The sequence below is a fragment of the Sporosarcina sp. P7 genome (assembly GCF_002743425.1).
Taxonomy (GTDB): domain Bacteria; phylum Bacillota; class Bacilli; order Bacillales_A; family Planococcaceae; genus Sporosarcina.
The window spans coordinates 1-13,569 of sequence record NZ_PDZF01000026.1; the positions used below are offsets into that span (position 1 = coordinate 1).

The following is a 13,569-nucleotide window of genomic DNA, read 5'->3' on the forward strand; positions in this document are numbered from 1 at the left end:
CGTACTTCCAGAATACGTAAAGTCATGTATTTTAAGGAATGCATACTGCGGATACATGCAGAAAAATATTTTTTGGTCATACTTAGAACGCGATAAACCTTGTCACTATCGTATTTCCAAGAGGGAGTCGCCCCAGCTTCCGCAGCAATCCTACATGGTAAGTGGTAGAACGTGGTTCACCCTTTGTAAGCAGTGTGTAAGTTTTTGTTGTCTTTGAGCTTGATTAAGTTCAAGTTCCTACACAACTCTAATCACAATCCTAACTTCAATGAACTTCTATAAGTATCACCCACACACATTGCTAGGGATTGGCGCGTAGGTGGGGCGACTCCCAGAGGATCAGCCCGACAGGCGAGACAACCAAGGGAGCGAGAGCCGTCACGAAGAACGTCTTTTGCACTAGCGAACTGGTTGGCTTGCCGCGGGCCCTCAGGAAGCTTCCCCTCCGTAGCGCAAATTCCCACCCCAACACCCTGCCAGCCTCACCCGACTGACTTTACTTAACTCCCACTCACCTAAAAACCCGCCCATTTTATTACCATCTTCATAGAATTTTATAACTCTCTGAATAAAAGACTCATCCCGTGGTCATAATGGCAGTAGAAAGAGAGTACAAGACAGGAGGCATGGAGATGGTGAAAGTTAGACAAGACGCTTGGTTAGAACAAGACGATGAATTATTGGCAGAGACGGTGCTACGACATGTAAGAGAAGGAAGTACACAGCTAGGTGCATTTGAAGAAGTAGGTGACGCCCTGAACCGAACAGCAGCAGCTTGTGGGTTCAGATGGAATGCAGTTGTTCGAAGAGACTACGAGGGTGAACTCTCTGAAGCGAAGAAAGAGAGAAAGCAAACGTTACGTGTGCTAGGTACAGATTTTAAAAGACGTAATCAGCAAATGTACAGCCCCGAGACAGGCGCAGATGGCCAGGAAAAAATCCAGGTTCCATTATCAGCCCTATCCCTCGACACGGTCATTGCCTATTTGATTCGTATGCATCATAATGGCGGTGCGGATACGGATGCACTTCGATGGAGACAAACGGCAAAAACAGCGACGGAACAAATGAAATCGCTAGAAATGCAAATTGAAGATCTGAAAAAAGAGAATAAAACGTTGAAAGAAGACTATGAGCAATTCGTCCAAATCATGAACCGCGCACGTCGATTAATTGCTTTAAATGAAGAAAGCGAGCACGTTGCACCATTATTTAAAATGGAGCCAAATGGTAATCTAATCACATCAAAAGAGCCGCCAATCAATAACTGATTGGCAGCTTTTTTTCGTACTAGGATAACATCTTTTGATTGCGTTCAAAGACACGTCGCAAATAGAATGCGTACAATTCCATTTCCTCGTCTGTTAACCCATCGTGACGCACATCTTCCGTCAACGAGCGCAACAATATCTGCAGACGAATAACGACTTCATTAACCGTCAAATGCGTATCCAGAATTTCCGATAACGATGCCATTGTATCAGGTTGAATTACAGGATAACTGAATTTCGTCTGTTGGCCCTGCAACCCCTTCTCATAGACTTCACGTATTAACTCCGCACGTTCGGAACCACTGCCTTCAACGCATAAATATACTTGCACAGCGACACCTTGACGCAAACGACGCTGTGAAACCCCAGCGAATTTCTTGCCATCGACACTTAAGTCATACGATCCAGGACAATAAGATCCGACAATTTCATAGGCTTCTATCCGTTCGCCAAGCTCAGGAAATAATAGCTGAACTAGTGATACCATCGCTTCGTAGCCTATCGGAATGTCAATCGAAGACTTTTGTTCAGAGAAGATTAAGGAAATATTTACTATCCCTTCATCTAAGACGACTGCAAGCCCTCCCGAATTGCGAACGATCGACTGATAGCCATGCTGCTCAATTCCTTCCATCGCTTGTTGAATAAATGGCATTCGATGATCTTGAATACCTAACACGATCGTCTTATCATGTACCCATGTCCTGACAACCGGTACACTTTGTTGCTGCCCAACTAATTGGCATAACGTATCATCCATGGCGAAGGATTCGAGCGCAGAACGATTGCGTGCCGAAATGGATTCGTCGATGAAACGCCAAGCTGGTTGATTTAGTAAATGTTTATCTTGTGACATGTCTAGCTCTCCTATAGTGATTGATCTGGATTATATGTAGACGGTTCACAAACTACGAGCCTGTCATTATAGGCTCTGGGCTGCTGTGATGATAGAAAGTTTATAGACATCTTCTGCAGAACAGCCGCGTGACAAGTCGTTGACGGGACCATTTAAGCCTTGAAGGATCGGACCAATCGCTTCGTATCCACCTAGACGTTCTGTCAATTTGTAGCCGATGTTTCCAGCGTCCAATGTCGGGAAAATAAAGACGTTTGCATCGCCTTTGATGACGGATTCTGGAGCTTTTTTCGCTGCTACACTTGGTACATACGCTGCATCAAATTGGAATTCTCCGTCAATCAATAGGTCAGGTGCCAATTCTTTAGCAATTCTAGCCGCTTCCACCACTTTTTTCGTCTCTTCTGTCACAGCAGAACCTGTAGTAGAGAATGAAAGCATCGCAACGCGTGGATCAATTCCGAATGCCTTTGCAGTTTTCGTACTTTCCACAGCGATTTCAGCTAACTCTTTGGCTGAAGGATTCACAGTAATGGCACAGTCCGCAAAAATTAGACGCTCTTCTTCTTTCATCATAATGAAAGCACCACTCGTTTTTGAAACGCCAGGCTTCGTCTTGATAATTTGCAATGCAGGACGAACTGTATCCGCCGTCGAATGTGCAGCTCCACTCACCAAACCGTCTACACGTCCTGTATAGATTAGCATAGTTCCGAAATAGTTTACATCTTTCAATTGCTCGCGCGCTTGCTCGATTGTAGCTTTTCCTCCACGACGCTCAACGAATTTCTCCGCCAGTTCTTCAAAATAGGAAGCGTTTGCAGGATCAATCAACTTAATCTCGGAAATATCAAAGCCACCTTCTTTTGCTACTTTATTTACCGCTTCTTCATTACCTAATAAAACTGGCGTTATAATCCCCTCTTGTTGAAGATGTACAGCCGCTTCTACTATTCTTATGTCCTCACCTTCAGGTAATACAATCGTCTTTCCTTTACCTTCCAATGTTTTACGAATACCTTCAAAAAGATCTGCCATGTGTAATTCCCACCCTTGTTATATTTTCCTATTTATCATACCTGAAAAGCCCCATTAATACACTAAGAATTCTGAAGTTTTCAGATAACTGCCCATTAGATATTCATTTTTGTAATGTCTATTGTGGGTCTAACCTTATTCCTTAACGAGTAAAGACTGTTTATGATACACTTGATATAGAAACTACTTTATTTTAAAAGGAGACTGAATTCAAGTGAACGAAGCAGCTATTACATTAGACGGTTGGTATGTACTTCACGATTTTCGCACGATGGACTGGGCTTCTTGGAAATTGATTTCAAAAGAAGAGCGTCAGGCAGCAGTCAATGAATTCCTAACTTTTTTGGAGCGTATACAAGAAGCGGATGATGCTAAGACAGGTAGTCATGCATTTTATACAGTCGTTGGTCAAAAGGCAGACTTCATGCTAATGACATTACGTCCTACAATGGATGAACTTCAGCAGTTGGAAGCAGAATTCAATAAGTTAATCATCGCGGATTACACAATTCCAGCGTATTCCTACGTATCAGTAGTAGAGTTATCGAACTACTTAGCAGGTGAATCTGACGAAGATCCATACCAGAATCCGCATGTACGCGGACGTCTGTATCCTGAATTACCTCGTAGCCAATACGTTTGTTTCTATCCAATGGATAAGAAGCGCGAAGGCGAAGATAACTGGTACATGCTCGACATGGACCACCGCAAAAGTTTAATGCGCAGCCATGGCATGATCGGCCGCGGTTATGCAGGTAAGGTGAAGCAAATCATTTCCGGCTCCGTCGGCTTTGATGATTACGAGTGGGGCGTCACGCTGTTCTCCGATGACGTGTTACAGTTCAAAAAACTCATCTATGAAATGCGTTTTGACGAGGTCAGCGCACGCTACGGCGTATTCGGCTCATTCTTCGTCGGTACAATTTTAGACGCAGACAAGCGCGAAGCATTTTTCGAAGTATAATAGGTTAGATCCAAGCCGCGAATGAAACACTTCGCGGCTTTTTTGTTGCGAAAAAAGAGGGATATAGGGCTAGTGGTTCGGGATTGAAGCTCCAGCTGGAGACGCTTTCCGGAGGGCGTGGCTTACTCAAATGCAACCTATAAAAGTGCATGCTCCTAACGCTACGGTGTTACTTAGAACTATCACTGTTAATAGCAAGAGAATTATTGTTGGCTTCTAACTTAGTTAACTTTAGACACAACATAAGGTCTTGAATTTCACTCTCCAACACCAGAAAGAGATACTAGTGAAGCGAAGTGAGAGCCGTTACGAAGGACGGCTTTTGCGAGTAAAAGCAAAGCGTTAGGAGCATATCTTTGCACTTGCGACCTGGTTGGCTCAACGCGGACCCTCCAGAACGCGTCCGCCTGGAACGCAGCGTAACGTTGCATTCCCCAATTCTTGAACTCCCCACTCCAATTCAAAATGGAAACACTAGTGAAGCGAAGTGGAAGGCGGCGACTCGGGGAGGATCAGCCCGACAGGTAAGACCACTAAAGGAGCAAAGCGACTAGGGGGCTTACCGCGGGCCCTCCCGAACGCGTCCGCCTGGAACGTAGCGTAACGGTGCCTTCCCCTAACTTTGAACCTACCTCTTCAAAAAACTTCATTCATACCCACTCACCCTCCAACATAAGATACAACCAAGGGGGTTTTGCTTTAGCTGTCACCGCGACAAACAAGAGGGAATAAAAGCGCTTGCCCGTCTCACACAGACTCCATCAACACGCAACGCACACTTCCCTGGCCCTACAAGACTGCCCGCGAGTAAAACTAACAGATCTGGAGAGGATGTTGAAATGGTTCAATATTATTGGAATCCCGGCTATGCCCAGCAACAAATGGTCCCACCACAAACAAATGTACAGGGGAACGTACCAACACCGCCTTTTAGAGAGCAGTCCTACATCGAGAATATCTTACGGCTTAACAGAGGAAAACCCGGTGTCTTTCATTTTTCATTCGAACATGCGGTAGAAGCAGGCAAGAACACAAAAGCGATCACGGGTATGGTAGAAGCTGCAGGACGCGATCACGTCATCCTCAGTGAAGCCAAGACAGGTCGACGTTATTTATTCCCTATGATCTACTTCGATTATGCGGAGTTCCCAGAGGAAGTAAATTACTTCAACCAAACGCCATAAGAAAAAACCGCTCATGCGTGAGCGGTTTTCCTATGTTACCTTCCAAATTTCACTGCAGCAATGATCAACATCATCCACCCTACGATGAATGCAACGCCACCAATCGGCGTGATGGCGCCAAGTATTCCGATTCCAGATAAGCTGAGTACATACAGGCTTCCAGAGAAAATAACGATACCCGCCAGAATTAAATAGCCTGCCCATGATAGTTGCGTCGATGGTCCAAGCAATGTGTCGCTCATCAAAATACCAATTGCGAGTAATGCAATCGCATGGAACATCTGATAGTGTACCGCGGTTTCCCAGACGGCTAAGTAATGTTCGGAAAGGCGATCTTTCAATGCGTGTGCACCAAATGCCCCAAATCCAACTGCAATCGCGGCATTAATAGCTCCTGCGATAATGAAAAACGGCATAATGATTCCTTCTTTCTAACGAATGTTGTATATCCTGTTTCCAGTCTACCATATTGAAACTTATAAAATGACAGGTGTTTGAACGATTTTTGGTGCTATCAGAAGTCAAACAGCGACTCTCCATTGGCATCCTCTTCACGCAATGGTTGCTCGTTCAGCGACGTAATTGGCGTCGCATGTACAGTGCTCGTTTGTATAGCATGCGGGATGGACGGTACAGATGGCCTTTCATCACCAAGCATCAAATTACATAATGTTCGCACAGCATAGATCGCTTCTCTTCGTGCTGCTTCATCCTGTGTTTGTTTCGCCAAGCGGACTTGTCGCTCCATTTCTCCGAGCATTTGTGCAGCTGTGATCATCGCATTTTTATCCCCTTTTTCGGTTCAAATTTCATACACTCCATACCAGAGGAGCGCTTTACCACTATAGATGGTAACATTTTCGTCTTGAATCCATATGCCTTGCAGCCCCGCGGACTTGCGGGATCCCAAGTCGTATAAAAGAAGATACAGTCGAAGCAATTGACTGCCATCGTTACACATCCTTTCTCATTCATCACTTGGTCGTTTTCGCCCAATCTATCGGCTCTTCTCCCCACTCGCGTAAATACTCATTCGCTTTAGTAAACGGCTTACTGCCAAAGAATCCTCTGGATGCACTAAATGGACTCGGATGAGGCGATTCTATAATTGCATGGCGTCTGCGGTTGATCAATGCCGTTTTTTCCTGCGCATGTCTTCCCCATAAAATGAAAACGATTGGTGCACTGCGCATCGACAGTTTACGAATGACTTCGTCCGTAAAGAGTTCCCAACCTTTCCCACGATGCGAAGCGGCTGCCCCTTCGCGCACAGTGAGTACAGTATTCAATAATAATACACCTTGTTCAGCCCACCCTGTCAACGTTCCTTCAGTCGGGGCATCAATTCCAATATCTGATGATAGTTCTTTGAAGATATTACGTAAACTCGGTGGCACTTTTACGCCAGGCTGGACAGAAAAACTCATACCATGAGCCTGTTTGGGTCCATGATAAGGATCTTGGCCCAAAATCACGACTTTGACATCCCGAAAAGGCGTCAATTTAAAAGCTGTCCACATATCAGACATTTGCGGATAGATGATGTGATTTGTGTATTCTTCGCGAAGAAAAGTACGCAATTCCTGATAATATGTTTTATCGAATTCATCTTTTAGTATGTGATCCCAATCATTACGAAACTCTGCTGCCATATGCATCACTCCTTAAATTCAATATCTAGTTGATAGCCTGCAAATGAAAACATGTCTTTTAGCGTTTTTACTGCATTTTGCTCTGCGGATTCTAGGACACCTTGTTCGGATGCCTCTTCCATTATTAATGTTTTGGCTTCATTCGCTAGCTCATAGCCTTCTTTAATATCTGCTTTTCCACGGAATAACCCTTCTACAGAATAGACTTCTACTTTATCGAAGTACAGTTCTGCACCACCGAGAAAATCAGCTTTCGGTATTGTCAGCTCAATACGCTTTTCGTCTTCATCCACTCGCATATCTTGCTCGGTGATTTCACTAAGATCAATTCCGGCTTTGATGGAACCTGGAATAACTACTAATAAGTTCCGCTTCGTCCCAGGAAAATTGACTCCAATGTTTTTACCGAATAATTCATTGTCAGTGCGTTTGATGAGCACTTTGGAGTAAGCTTCTGCCGTTGTTAGTTCCTGTAGCTCTTGGACACGCTCGACAAATGCCGTCTTTTGTTCCGAAAAAGTAGAGCCCAATTGCATTAAATAAAAGCCTGCGATTGGCAGGGTAATAAGTGCGGCGACTAATAGTACAATGACTAAAATATATGTCCTTCTCCATGAAGACCATAAAGTAAAAGCAAGTTCGAGAATTCCTCCCCTTTGCTTACGTTTGGTCTTTTTCCGTCCGGCGAATGTTACAGCTGATTGGGCATTAGCTTCCGTCCATTCCTTCTTCTCTCTTTTAGACGATTCATGCTTACTCATGGCTCACATCCTCTCGTTTGTTCCAACACTCCGTTTCTATTTATACGTTCTGTCGAATAATAAGTTTCATTGGCAAGATCTGTACGTATTACAAGCTTTCTAGACTTTCATCATACCTGAGTTGTTTGTATTTCGACAATTAGTTGTATACTATACGTAACAACAAAATGTAGGATGCGAAGGAGAGAGTTATTATGTCATTAAAGAAAACCTTGACGATTGCAGGATCGGATACATCAGGCGGTGCAGGAATTCAAGCAGATTTAAAAACTTTTCAAGAGCACGGTACGTACGGTATGACGGCAGTGACAGTGATTGTCACGATGGATCCCGATCAGAATTGGTCACATAATGTCTACTCATTGCCGATTGATGTCGTAAAGGCCCAATTGAAAACAGCGTTATCTACTGGAATTGATGCTATCAAAACCGGTATGTTGAGCACAGAAGAAGTCATTCGAACGGCAGGTCAGGCAATTGATGAATCTGGTTTGGATCATGTCGTGATCGACCCTGTCATGGTGTGTAAAGGTGAGGATGAAGTATTGAATCCTGGGAATACGGATGCAATGATTACCTATCTCCTACCGAAAGCAGAAATCGTCACACCAAATTTATTCGAAGCGGGACAATTAGCCTCTATGAAAACACCGAAAACAATAGATGACATGAAAATGGCGGCGCAGAAAATTCATAAACTCGGCGCTCGTAATGTCGTGATTAAAGGCGGCAAACAACTCGATCATGAAGAAGCGGTGGATTTGTTTTACGATGGTTCGACGTTTACGTTACTGAAATCAGAAAGATCCGATACCTATCATAATCACGGAGCGGGCTGTACATTTGCAGCTGCTATTACAGCAAATTTGGCAAACGGGTTGTCGATCAAAGACGCAGTCATTCAAGCGAAGCAGTTTGTCACAGCAGCCATTGCGCACGGTTGGAAGCTTAATGAGTATGTAGGACCTGTCATGCACGGCGCGAAAAATCAGTTCGACGGGCCACATGTAAAGTTGCAGGAAGTATAATGAATGCTTATAAGTCAGATGTAGTCCCGACTTATAAGCCGTCTAATCGCATTCAAACTGCAATATCTATATAATACTAAATAGAAAGATTGCAGCGTAATGCCTGCAAGATTTAGGAGGATGAGTATGGAAACGGTTGACGTGAAACGTTTACAGGAGTTACTGGACTCCTTTGCCAATAAAGATGTCTACATACATTTAGAAACGACAAATGGATCGTATGCTTCCCATTTTCAAGAAGGTTTTTTTAATGCCGGCGCATTTATTCGTAATGTCATTATTCGCTACGAACTTGGTAAGGTGACGGGCGAATCTCCACACCGTATCGGTTTGAAATTGCCGAGTGGTTGGATTTACGCACAAGGGATCACGCACTATACAGTTGACGAACATAATCGTTTACTGATGGCGGGACTCGGACCTGATGGAAAACTAGCGGTAGCGCTTGAAATTAGCGAAACACCATTTACTTATTAAGAAAGGAGATTTTTTGATGTTGCAAAAAGAACGACACGTACTCGTTGTATTCCCTCATCCTGATGATGAATCATTCGGCATCGCTGGAACGATTGCACAATATATTGAAATGGGCGTACCCGTTACGTATGCTTGCTTGACACTAGGCGAAATGGGCCGTAATCTAGGAAATCCTCCTTTCGCAAACCGCGAAACACTACCACAAATCCGTAAACAAGAGTTGCTAGATGCGTGTGATGCAATGGGATTGACAGATTTACGCATGATGGGACTGCGCGACAAAACGATAGAATTTGAAGATCCGGAAAAGCTGGTTAAAATGATGACTGACCTCATTGATGAATTACATCCTTCATTGGTCATCTCATTCCACCCAACGCTTGCTGTACACCCCGACCACAACGCAACGGGCGTAGCTGTGATTGAAGCGATGAGCCGCATGCCGGAAGCGAATCGACCGGTACTGTACATGAAAGCCTTCGATAATGACACGTTGAACCAACTTGGTGAGCCGCAGGTTGTGCATCATACACCTGACGTGGCAGATAAAAAGATTGCCGCCTTACGTGCACATGCCTCCCAGACGGTTTGGATGCTACCCGACATGGAAAAACGATGGGCTGCAAACGATAAAGATGCACTTGACTGGTTATATAACGAAGCGTTTTATATTCATGATTTCACGTAAAAAACCGCAAATCTGCGGTTTTTTTGTATCTTATACAAAATCACTTCTCTTCAAACGCTTTAATAAAGGCATATAAATCCTGCAACTTCTTTTCAAACACTTCCACGTTTAATGCACGATCCATTTGAATTCTTACGTTATTTTGTGATTGTACCGCGATTTGCATCTGACTTCCTGCTTCTCTAATTACTGTTTGATAACGGTGTCGTATATCATCGATTTGTCTCTCGGCTTCTTCATCTTCTGCACATAACGGCACAATATCTACTAATTCATCGCGCGGACTTTCCGCATCGTAGGCATGAGGTTGTGTCGAATCGAACAGGCACACCGATAACTCAGGAAACAGTACTAAGTCGATACTTGCGGGATCCAATCCACACCAACCGTATAACACATCTAACCCACGTCGCTGCGCTTCGTCTCCTAACGCCCGCATCATCGTCGACTTGCCTGTGCCCGGTAATCCCTTGATCAAAAAGCGACGTTTTGTACGTTTCGTGATAGACGGGATGAAATCATGTGCGCTGCCAGATGATAATGAACCGACGATCCGATGCGAGACATGGGCTGATTTCGTTAGTTCAATCGTTCCAAATAATTCTCGCTTTAATTCTTCCGTAATCTCTTCGTGGCGGGGCCAATCCATGCGTGCGATATTCACTGCTTCCCATTCATCATGAATCGCTTTTGCCCGTTTTAACTCTTTCAACGACTGACCAAAACGTGTTTTCTCTTCTTTCAACAAAGCACTCACCTCATCATGCCGTCCGAGTAGCTGATCTTGATGATAGACGTCATAAAAACAAAAGACTTTATGGCGGTTACCAAGATCTGTCGGCTCGAAGGAAACCGGATGGGATGCTTGCAAGATGAAAAGTTCCAGTCCTTCAACGAAAATTGCATCGGTTTTATCCACATGTCCTGGATTCATGAATCGATCCACACTAAAGCCCTTGTTGACAAAATAGACCGCCAAGTCATTGAGCACTTGCGATAAGGAATGCGTAGGCAAACACTTCAAAAATATCGTCTTTTTTGACTCCGTGAGCAACTCTTCATACTTATGTTGCACGCCTTGTCCTGTATAAGCCGTTCCCATATATTCTGTAATATGTCCGTATATATTGACCATCCTTTCTTTCTTCATTTCATCATATGTATAGGTAAATAAAAAAAGCACAGCCGAGTAGGCTTATGCTCCTTAATAGTGTAATAAAACTTTTTCGTCCGTTTGATGAGTGATCTTCAATAACATTTTCTTACATTGTGGTAAGGCAATTTGAATGATTTGACCAGAGAATAGGACGACAACCAATGTACCGACCCCTACAGGTCCACCAAGCAAGAAACCGATAAGTGTGGCAATCGCTTCAATCGCGGTCCGTACCAATCGAAGACTCCAGCCAAACTTTTCAACAAACAACAGCATCAAGCTATCCCGAGGTCCAGCCCCAAGATTCGGTGATACATATATTCCTACCCCATAGGATAAGACGAATACACCGGCGATGAAATAAATAATTTGCACTGTCAATGAAGTCACATCAGGTAAAAGCCAGTTGAAAAAGTCGATAAATAATCCGATGACCAACATATTAAGCCATGTACCTAGTCTCGGCCATTCCCTCAAAATAATCGATGTCACCGAAATGATAACAAAACCCGATATAATACTCCATGATCCTATCGTTAATCCGAAGTTTTGATACAAACCGAGATGGAGCACGTCCCACGGAGCAATCCCAAGCCGCTGACCTTTAATCATCAACGAGATGCCAAGCGACATGATCATCATTCCCGCGATGAAAAATATCCATCGCCAAGCTAATAAATTACGCATATACATTCTTCTTTCTTCTAAAATATCAGTGTACTCATGGATTCATTGTAACAGAAATCAAGAAAGTTGCTATGTACTTACTTTACGAGATCACTAAATTGTGCTTTTGCAACCCGTGCCAAGTCTTGTGGTGACAATTTCATTTGCAATCCGACTTTGCCCGCACTGACATACATATAGTCGAGCGTTTCAGCTTGTTGATCAATGAATGTCGGAAATTCACGTTTCATACCGATTGGCGAACAACCGCCACGGACATAGCCCGTTTCTTTCGTCAATTCTTTCATAGGCAGCATTTCGACTTTTTTAAAGCCTGCGGTTTTCGCTGCTTTTTTCAAGTCTAACTCATCCGAAACGGGAATGATAAAGACGAGTAAGTCTGTTTTACTTGCCATGGCAACGAGCGTTTTATAAACGGTAGAGACCGGTTCATTCGTTTTATTCGCAACGGAAACCCCATCATTCTGACTGTCATCCGTTTGATAGCTATGAATTTCATAGGGAATCTTCTCGCTTTCGATGATGCGAATTGCGTTGGTTTTCGGCAACTTTTTCTTTGACATAAGTAGTACTCCCCTTTTCTTCAATTTAGTAGATAGCTAGCAGAATATATAATGTGAAAAAGCCCATTTCACTGGATTCCAGCAAAACGGGCTTCATTTTCAAACGAATCAGATCAAATGCTGATATTCATTTGTGGCTGATCCATGTCGTACTGATTCATTCTGGCTTGATTTTGCACTTGATAGAGAGTAAATGCATGACTATATTGTTGTTGCATACGATTCGGTCTATTAGTTGCTGCGGTACTGTCGACGCTACTCATGAGATCACGAATAGTTTTGGTCCGATTATGTAACGCTAATTGTAGTTCAGCTTGTGTGATTTTCGCAGATGCATTACTAGCTAGCTGATAATCCGCTGTCGTTGGTGGTGATTTAGAGTATGCCTCTTTGCGGACTTCACGCCATAAATCAATTGTTTCATCCAAGTTATTACCGAGCGGAATCGAGATATTCTTCATCTGTCCCGCACCAAGCTTCTGAAAGTCTGTTTGCATTTCTTCCGATATTTCAATTGGTTGCGAGTTTCCGCGTAGCAATGTGACCAATTCATCTTTGGTCTTTTGCGCTAGTTCACGAAATTCTGTTTGTCGTTCATAAGCATTTTCAGCATTCTTTTTCCGGATTGCATCATACCGCTGTAGTTGTTCGGCGGCGTTCGCAAACCCTATTACAGCATTCATGGTACCCACCTCCGAATAGGTTTTTTCGATATGTACAGCTAGTATAACTAGTTTACGCAGAAGCGCGTAAACTGCCAATCCGTCAAAAGATTGGATTCGCGCGGGATTGGTATTTTCATTTTATCCTTTAGGTACGCATTTCATACTATATGGATATGCGAGCCGGGCGGTATTTACTAGTGTTTGTTATGGGAATATGTGTAGTAAGAGTACCCTTTTTCATATGTGATCAAACAACACCGCACACCACTTGATGTAGTGTGTGGCAAAAGTGCTGAAGCTCAAGATCGAATGGTGTTTGTAATGAATAGTTAGTTAGTGCATGGGATTGAAGCTCCAGCTGGGGACGCTTTCCGGAGGGCGTGGCTTACTCAAATGCTAGCAATTAAAGTACATGCTCCTAACGCTACGCTTTTACTCGCAAAAGCCGTCCTTCGCTACGGCTCTCGCTGATCCTCCCGGAGCATTCCTGTTTGGTTAGTGGAGCCCTATTGAAATAGAAAAGTCCCCTTGGTATGATTCGGGGGTGTCAAGGCATCGACTACTTGACCCCTAATAATA

17 protein-coding genes are annotated in these 13,569 nt (G+C 43.7%); 6 read left to right on the top strand and 11 right to left on the bottom strand.

The window, feature by feature from the left end:
- Window positions 1-632: 632 nt before the first annotated feature.
- The gene (locus CSV60_RS15285) at window positions 633-1,271 is read left to right on the top strand and encodes an RsfA family transcriptional regulator (RefSeq protein ID WP_099637571.1); all 639 of its coding nucleotides are present in this window, start codon (window positions 633-635) and stop codon (window positions 1,269-1,271) included.
- Between the two features lie 19 nt (window positions 1,272-1,290).
- Here the strand turns inward: CSV60_RS15285 and lipL are convergent, their stop codons facing one another.
- Both lipL and pta read right to left on the bottom strand, forming a co-directional pair.
- Window positions 1,291-2,127, bottom strand: a complete 837-nt coding sequence (gene lipL / locus CSV60_RS15290) for an octanoyl-[GcvH]:protein N-octanoyltransferase (protein WP_099637572.1) — start codon at window positions 2,125-2,127, stop codon at window positions 1,291-1,293.
- A gap of 66 nt (window positions 2,128-2,193) precedes the next feature.
- Window positions 2,194-3,165 (bottom strand): phosphate acetyltransferase, encoded by a 972-nt coding sequence (gene pta, locus CSV60_RS15295; protein WP_099631208.1) that lies wholly within the window; start codon window positions 3,163-3,165, stop codon window positions 2,194-2,196.
- Window positions 3,166-3,379: 214 nt separating this feature from the next.
- Here pta and hemQ point away from each other — a divergent pair, with 214 nt between their 5' ends.
- Window positions 3,380-4,129 carry a hydrogen peroxide-dependent heme synthase gene (gene hemQ / locus CSV60_RS15300; protein WP_099637573.1) on the top strand — a complete coding sequence of 250 codons (750 nt, stop codon included), beginning with the start codon at window positions 3,380-3,382 and terminating at the stop codon, window positions 4,127-4,129.
- Window positions 4,130-4,968: 839 nt separating this feature from the next.
- On the top strand, window positions 4,969-5,313 hold the full coding sequence (gene gerQ / locus CSV60_RS15310) for a spore coat protein GerQ (RefSeq protein WP_099631205.1): 345 nt from the start codon (window positions 4,969-4,971) through the stop codon (window positions 5,311-5,313).
- Between the two features lie 35 nt (window positions 5,314-5,348).
- Here the strand turns inward: gerQ and CSV60_RS15315 are convergent, their stop codons facing one another.
- The 5 genes from CSV60_RS15315 to CSV60_RS15335 form a co-directional block, all read right to left on the bottom strand.
- Window positions 5,349-5,729, bottom strand: a complete 381-nt coding sequence (locus CSV60_RS15315; protein WP_099637574.1) for a DUF423 domain-containing protein — start codon at window positions 5,727-5,729, stop codon at window positions 5,349-5,351.
- A 98-nt stretch (window positions 5,730-5,827) separates the two neighbouring features.
- A complete protein-coding gene (locus tag CSV60_RS15320) occupies window positions 5,828-6,091 on the bottom strand; it encodes a YwdI family protein (protein ID WP_099637575.1) in 264 nt (87 codons plus the stop codon).
- Window positions 6,088-6,264 carry a uracil-DNA glycosylase gene (locus CSV60_RS16095; RefSeq protein WP_099637576.1) on the bottom strand — a complete coding sequence of 59 codons (177 nt, stop codon included), beginning with the start codon at window positions 6,262-6,264 and terminating at the stop codon, window positions 6,088-6,090. The genes CSV60_RS15320 and CSV60_RS16095 overlap by 4 nt, the downstream gene beginning before the upstream one ends.
- 23 nt (window positions 6,265-6,287) lie before the next feature.
- Window positions 6,288-6,971 carry a uracil-DNA glycosylase gene (locus tag CSV60_RS15330; RefSeq protein ID WP_369823657.1) on the bottom strand — a complete coding sequence of 228 codons (684 nt, stop codon included), beginning with the start codon at window positions 6,969-6,971 and terminating at the stop codon, window positions 6,288-6,290.
- The gene (locus tag CSV60_RS15335; RefSeq protein WP_099637578.1) at window positions 6,971-7,726 is read right to left on the bottom strand and encodes a DUF4230 domain-containing protein; all 756 of its coding nucleotides are present in this window, start codon (window positions 7,724-7,726) and stop codon (window positions 6,971-6,973) included. The genes CSV60_RS15330 and CSV60_RS15335 overlap by 1 nt, the downstream gene beginning before the upstream one ends.
- A 194-nt stretch (window positions 7,727-7,920) precedes the next feature.
- Here CSV60_RS15335 and thiD point away from each other — a divergent pair, with 194 nt between their 5' ends.
- From thiD to bshB2, 3 genes are all read left to right on the top strand, one after another.
- Entirely contained in the window at window positions 7,921-8,754 is an 834-nt protein-coding gene (gene thiD, locus CSV60_RS15340) for a bifunctional hydroxymethylpyrimidine kinase/phosphomethylpyrimidine kinase (RefSeq protein WP_099631200.1), read from the top strand.
- Between the two features lie 126 nt (window positions 8,755-8,880).
- Window positions 8,881-9,231 (top strand): YojF family protein, encoded by a 351-nt coding sequence (locus CSV60_RS15345; RefSeq protein ID WP_099631199.1) that lies wholly within the window; start codon window positions 8,881-8,883, stop codon window positions 9,229-9,231.
- Window positions 9,232-9,244: 13 nt separating this feature from the next.
- On the top strand, window positions 9,245-9,919 hold the full coding sequence (gene bshB2 / locus CSV60_RS15350; protein ID WP_099631198.1) for a bacillithiol biosynthesis deacetylase BshB2: 675 nt from the start codon (window positions 9,245-9,247) through the stop codon (window positions 9,917-9,919).
- Between the two features lie 40 nt (window positions 9,920-9,959).
- Here the strand turns inward: bshB2 and CSV60_RS15355 are convergent, their stop codons facing one another.
- From CSV60_RS15355 to CSV60_RS15370, 4 genes are all read right to left on the bottom strand, one after another.
- Complete coding sequence (locus CSV60_RS15355; RefSeq protein ID WP_099672301.1) at window positions 9,960-11,054, bottom strand: hypothetical protein; 1,095 nt, start codon at window positions 11,052-11,054, stop codon at window positions 9,960-9,962.
- A gap of 69 nt (window positions 11,055-11,123) precedes the next feature.
- On the bottom strand, window positions 11,124-11,762 hold the full coding sequence (locus CSV60_RS15360; RefSeq protein WP_099631351.1) for a YczE/YyaS/YitT family protein: 639 nt from the start codon (window positions 11,760-11,762) through the stop codon (window positions 11,124-11,126).
- A 77-nt stretch (window positions 11,763-11,839) separates the two neighbouring features.
- Entirely contained in the window at window positions 11,840-12,325 is a 486-nt protein-coding gene (ybaK, locus tag CSV60_RS15365; protein WP_099631196.1) for a Cys-tRNA(Pro) deacylase, read from the bottom strand.
- Window positions 12,326-12,438: 113 nt separating this feature from the next.
- Complete coding sequence (locus CSV60_RS15370) at window positions 12,439-13,008, bottom strand: hypothetical protein (protein WP_099637580.1); 570 nt, start codon at window positions 13,006-13,008, stop codon at window positions 12,439-12,441.
- Window positions 13,009-13,569: the final 561 nt, after the last annotated feature.

Coding starts and splice junctions, on each gene's coding strand:
- CSV60_RS15285 (WP_099637571.1), top strand. CDS start 633: ATGGTGAAAGTTAGACAAGACGCTTGGTTAGAACAAGACGATGAATTA.
- CSV60_RS15315 (WP_099637574.1), bottom strand. CDS start 5,729: ATGCCGTTTTTCATTATCGCAGGAGCTATTAATGCCGCGATTGCAGTT.
- CSV60_RS15355 (WP_099672301.1), bottom strand. CDS start 11,054: ATGGTCAATATATACGGACATATTACAGAATATATGGGAACGGCTTAT.
- CSV60_RS15360 (WP_099631351.1), bottom strand. CDS start 11,762: ATGCGTAATTTATTAGCTTGGCGATGGATATTTTTCATCGCGGGAATG.
- CSV60_RS15330 (WP_369823657.1), bottom strand. CDS start 6,971: ATGCATATGGCAGCAGAGTTTCGTAATGATTGGGATCACATACTAAAA.
- ybaK (WP_099631196.1), bottom strand. CDS start 12,325: ATGTCAAAGAAAAAGTTGCCGAAAACCAACGCAATTCGCATCATCGAA.
- CSV60_RS15320 (WP_099637575.1), bottom strand. CDS start 6,091: ATGATCACAGCTGCACAAATGCTCGGAGAAATGGAGCGACAAGTCCGC.
- lipL (WP_099637572.1), bottom strand. CDS start 2,127: ATGTCACAAGATAAACATTTACTAAATCAACCAGCTTGGCGTTTCATC.
- CSV60_RS15335 (WP_099637578.1), bottom strand. CDS start 7,726: ATGAGTAAGCATGAATCGTCTAAAAGAGAGAAGAAGGAATGGACGGAA.
- CSV60_RS15345 (WP_099631199.1), top strand. CDS start 8,881: ATGGAAACGGTTGACGTGAAACGTTTACAGGAGTTACTGGACTCCTTT.
- thiD (WP_099631200.1), top strand. CDS start 7,921: ATGTCATTAAAGAAAACCTTGACGATTGCAGGATCGGATACATCAGGC.
- gerQ (WP_099631205.1), top strand. CDS start 4,969: ATGGTTCAATATTATTGGAATCCCGGCTATGCCCAGCAACAAATGGTC.
- CSV60_RS16095 (WP_099637576.1), bottom strand. CDS start 6,264: ATGGCAGTCAATTGCTTCGACTGTATCTTCTTTTATACGACTTGGGAT.
- CSV60_RS15370 (WP_099637580.1), bottom strand. CDS start 13,008: ATGAATGCTGTAATAGGGTTTGCGAACGCCGCCGAACAACTACAGCGG.
- pta (WP_099631208.1), bottom strand. CDS start 3,165: ATGGCAGATCTTTTTGAAGGTATTCGTAAAACATTGGAAGGTAAAGGA.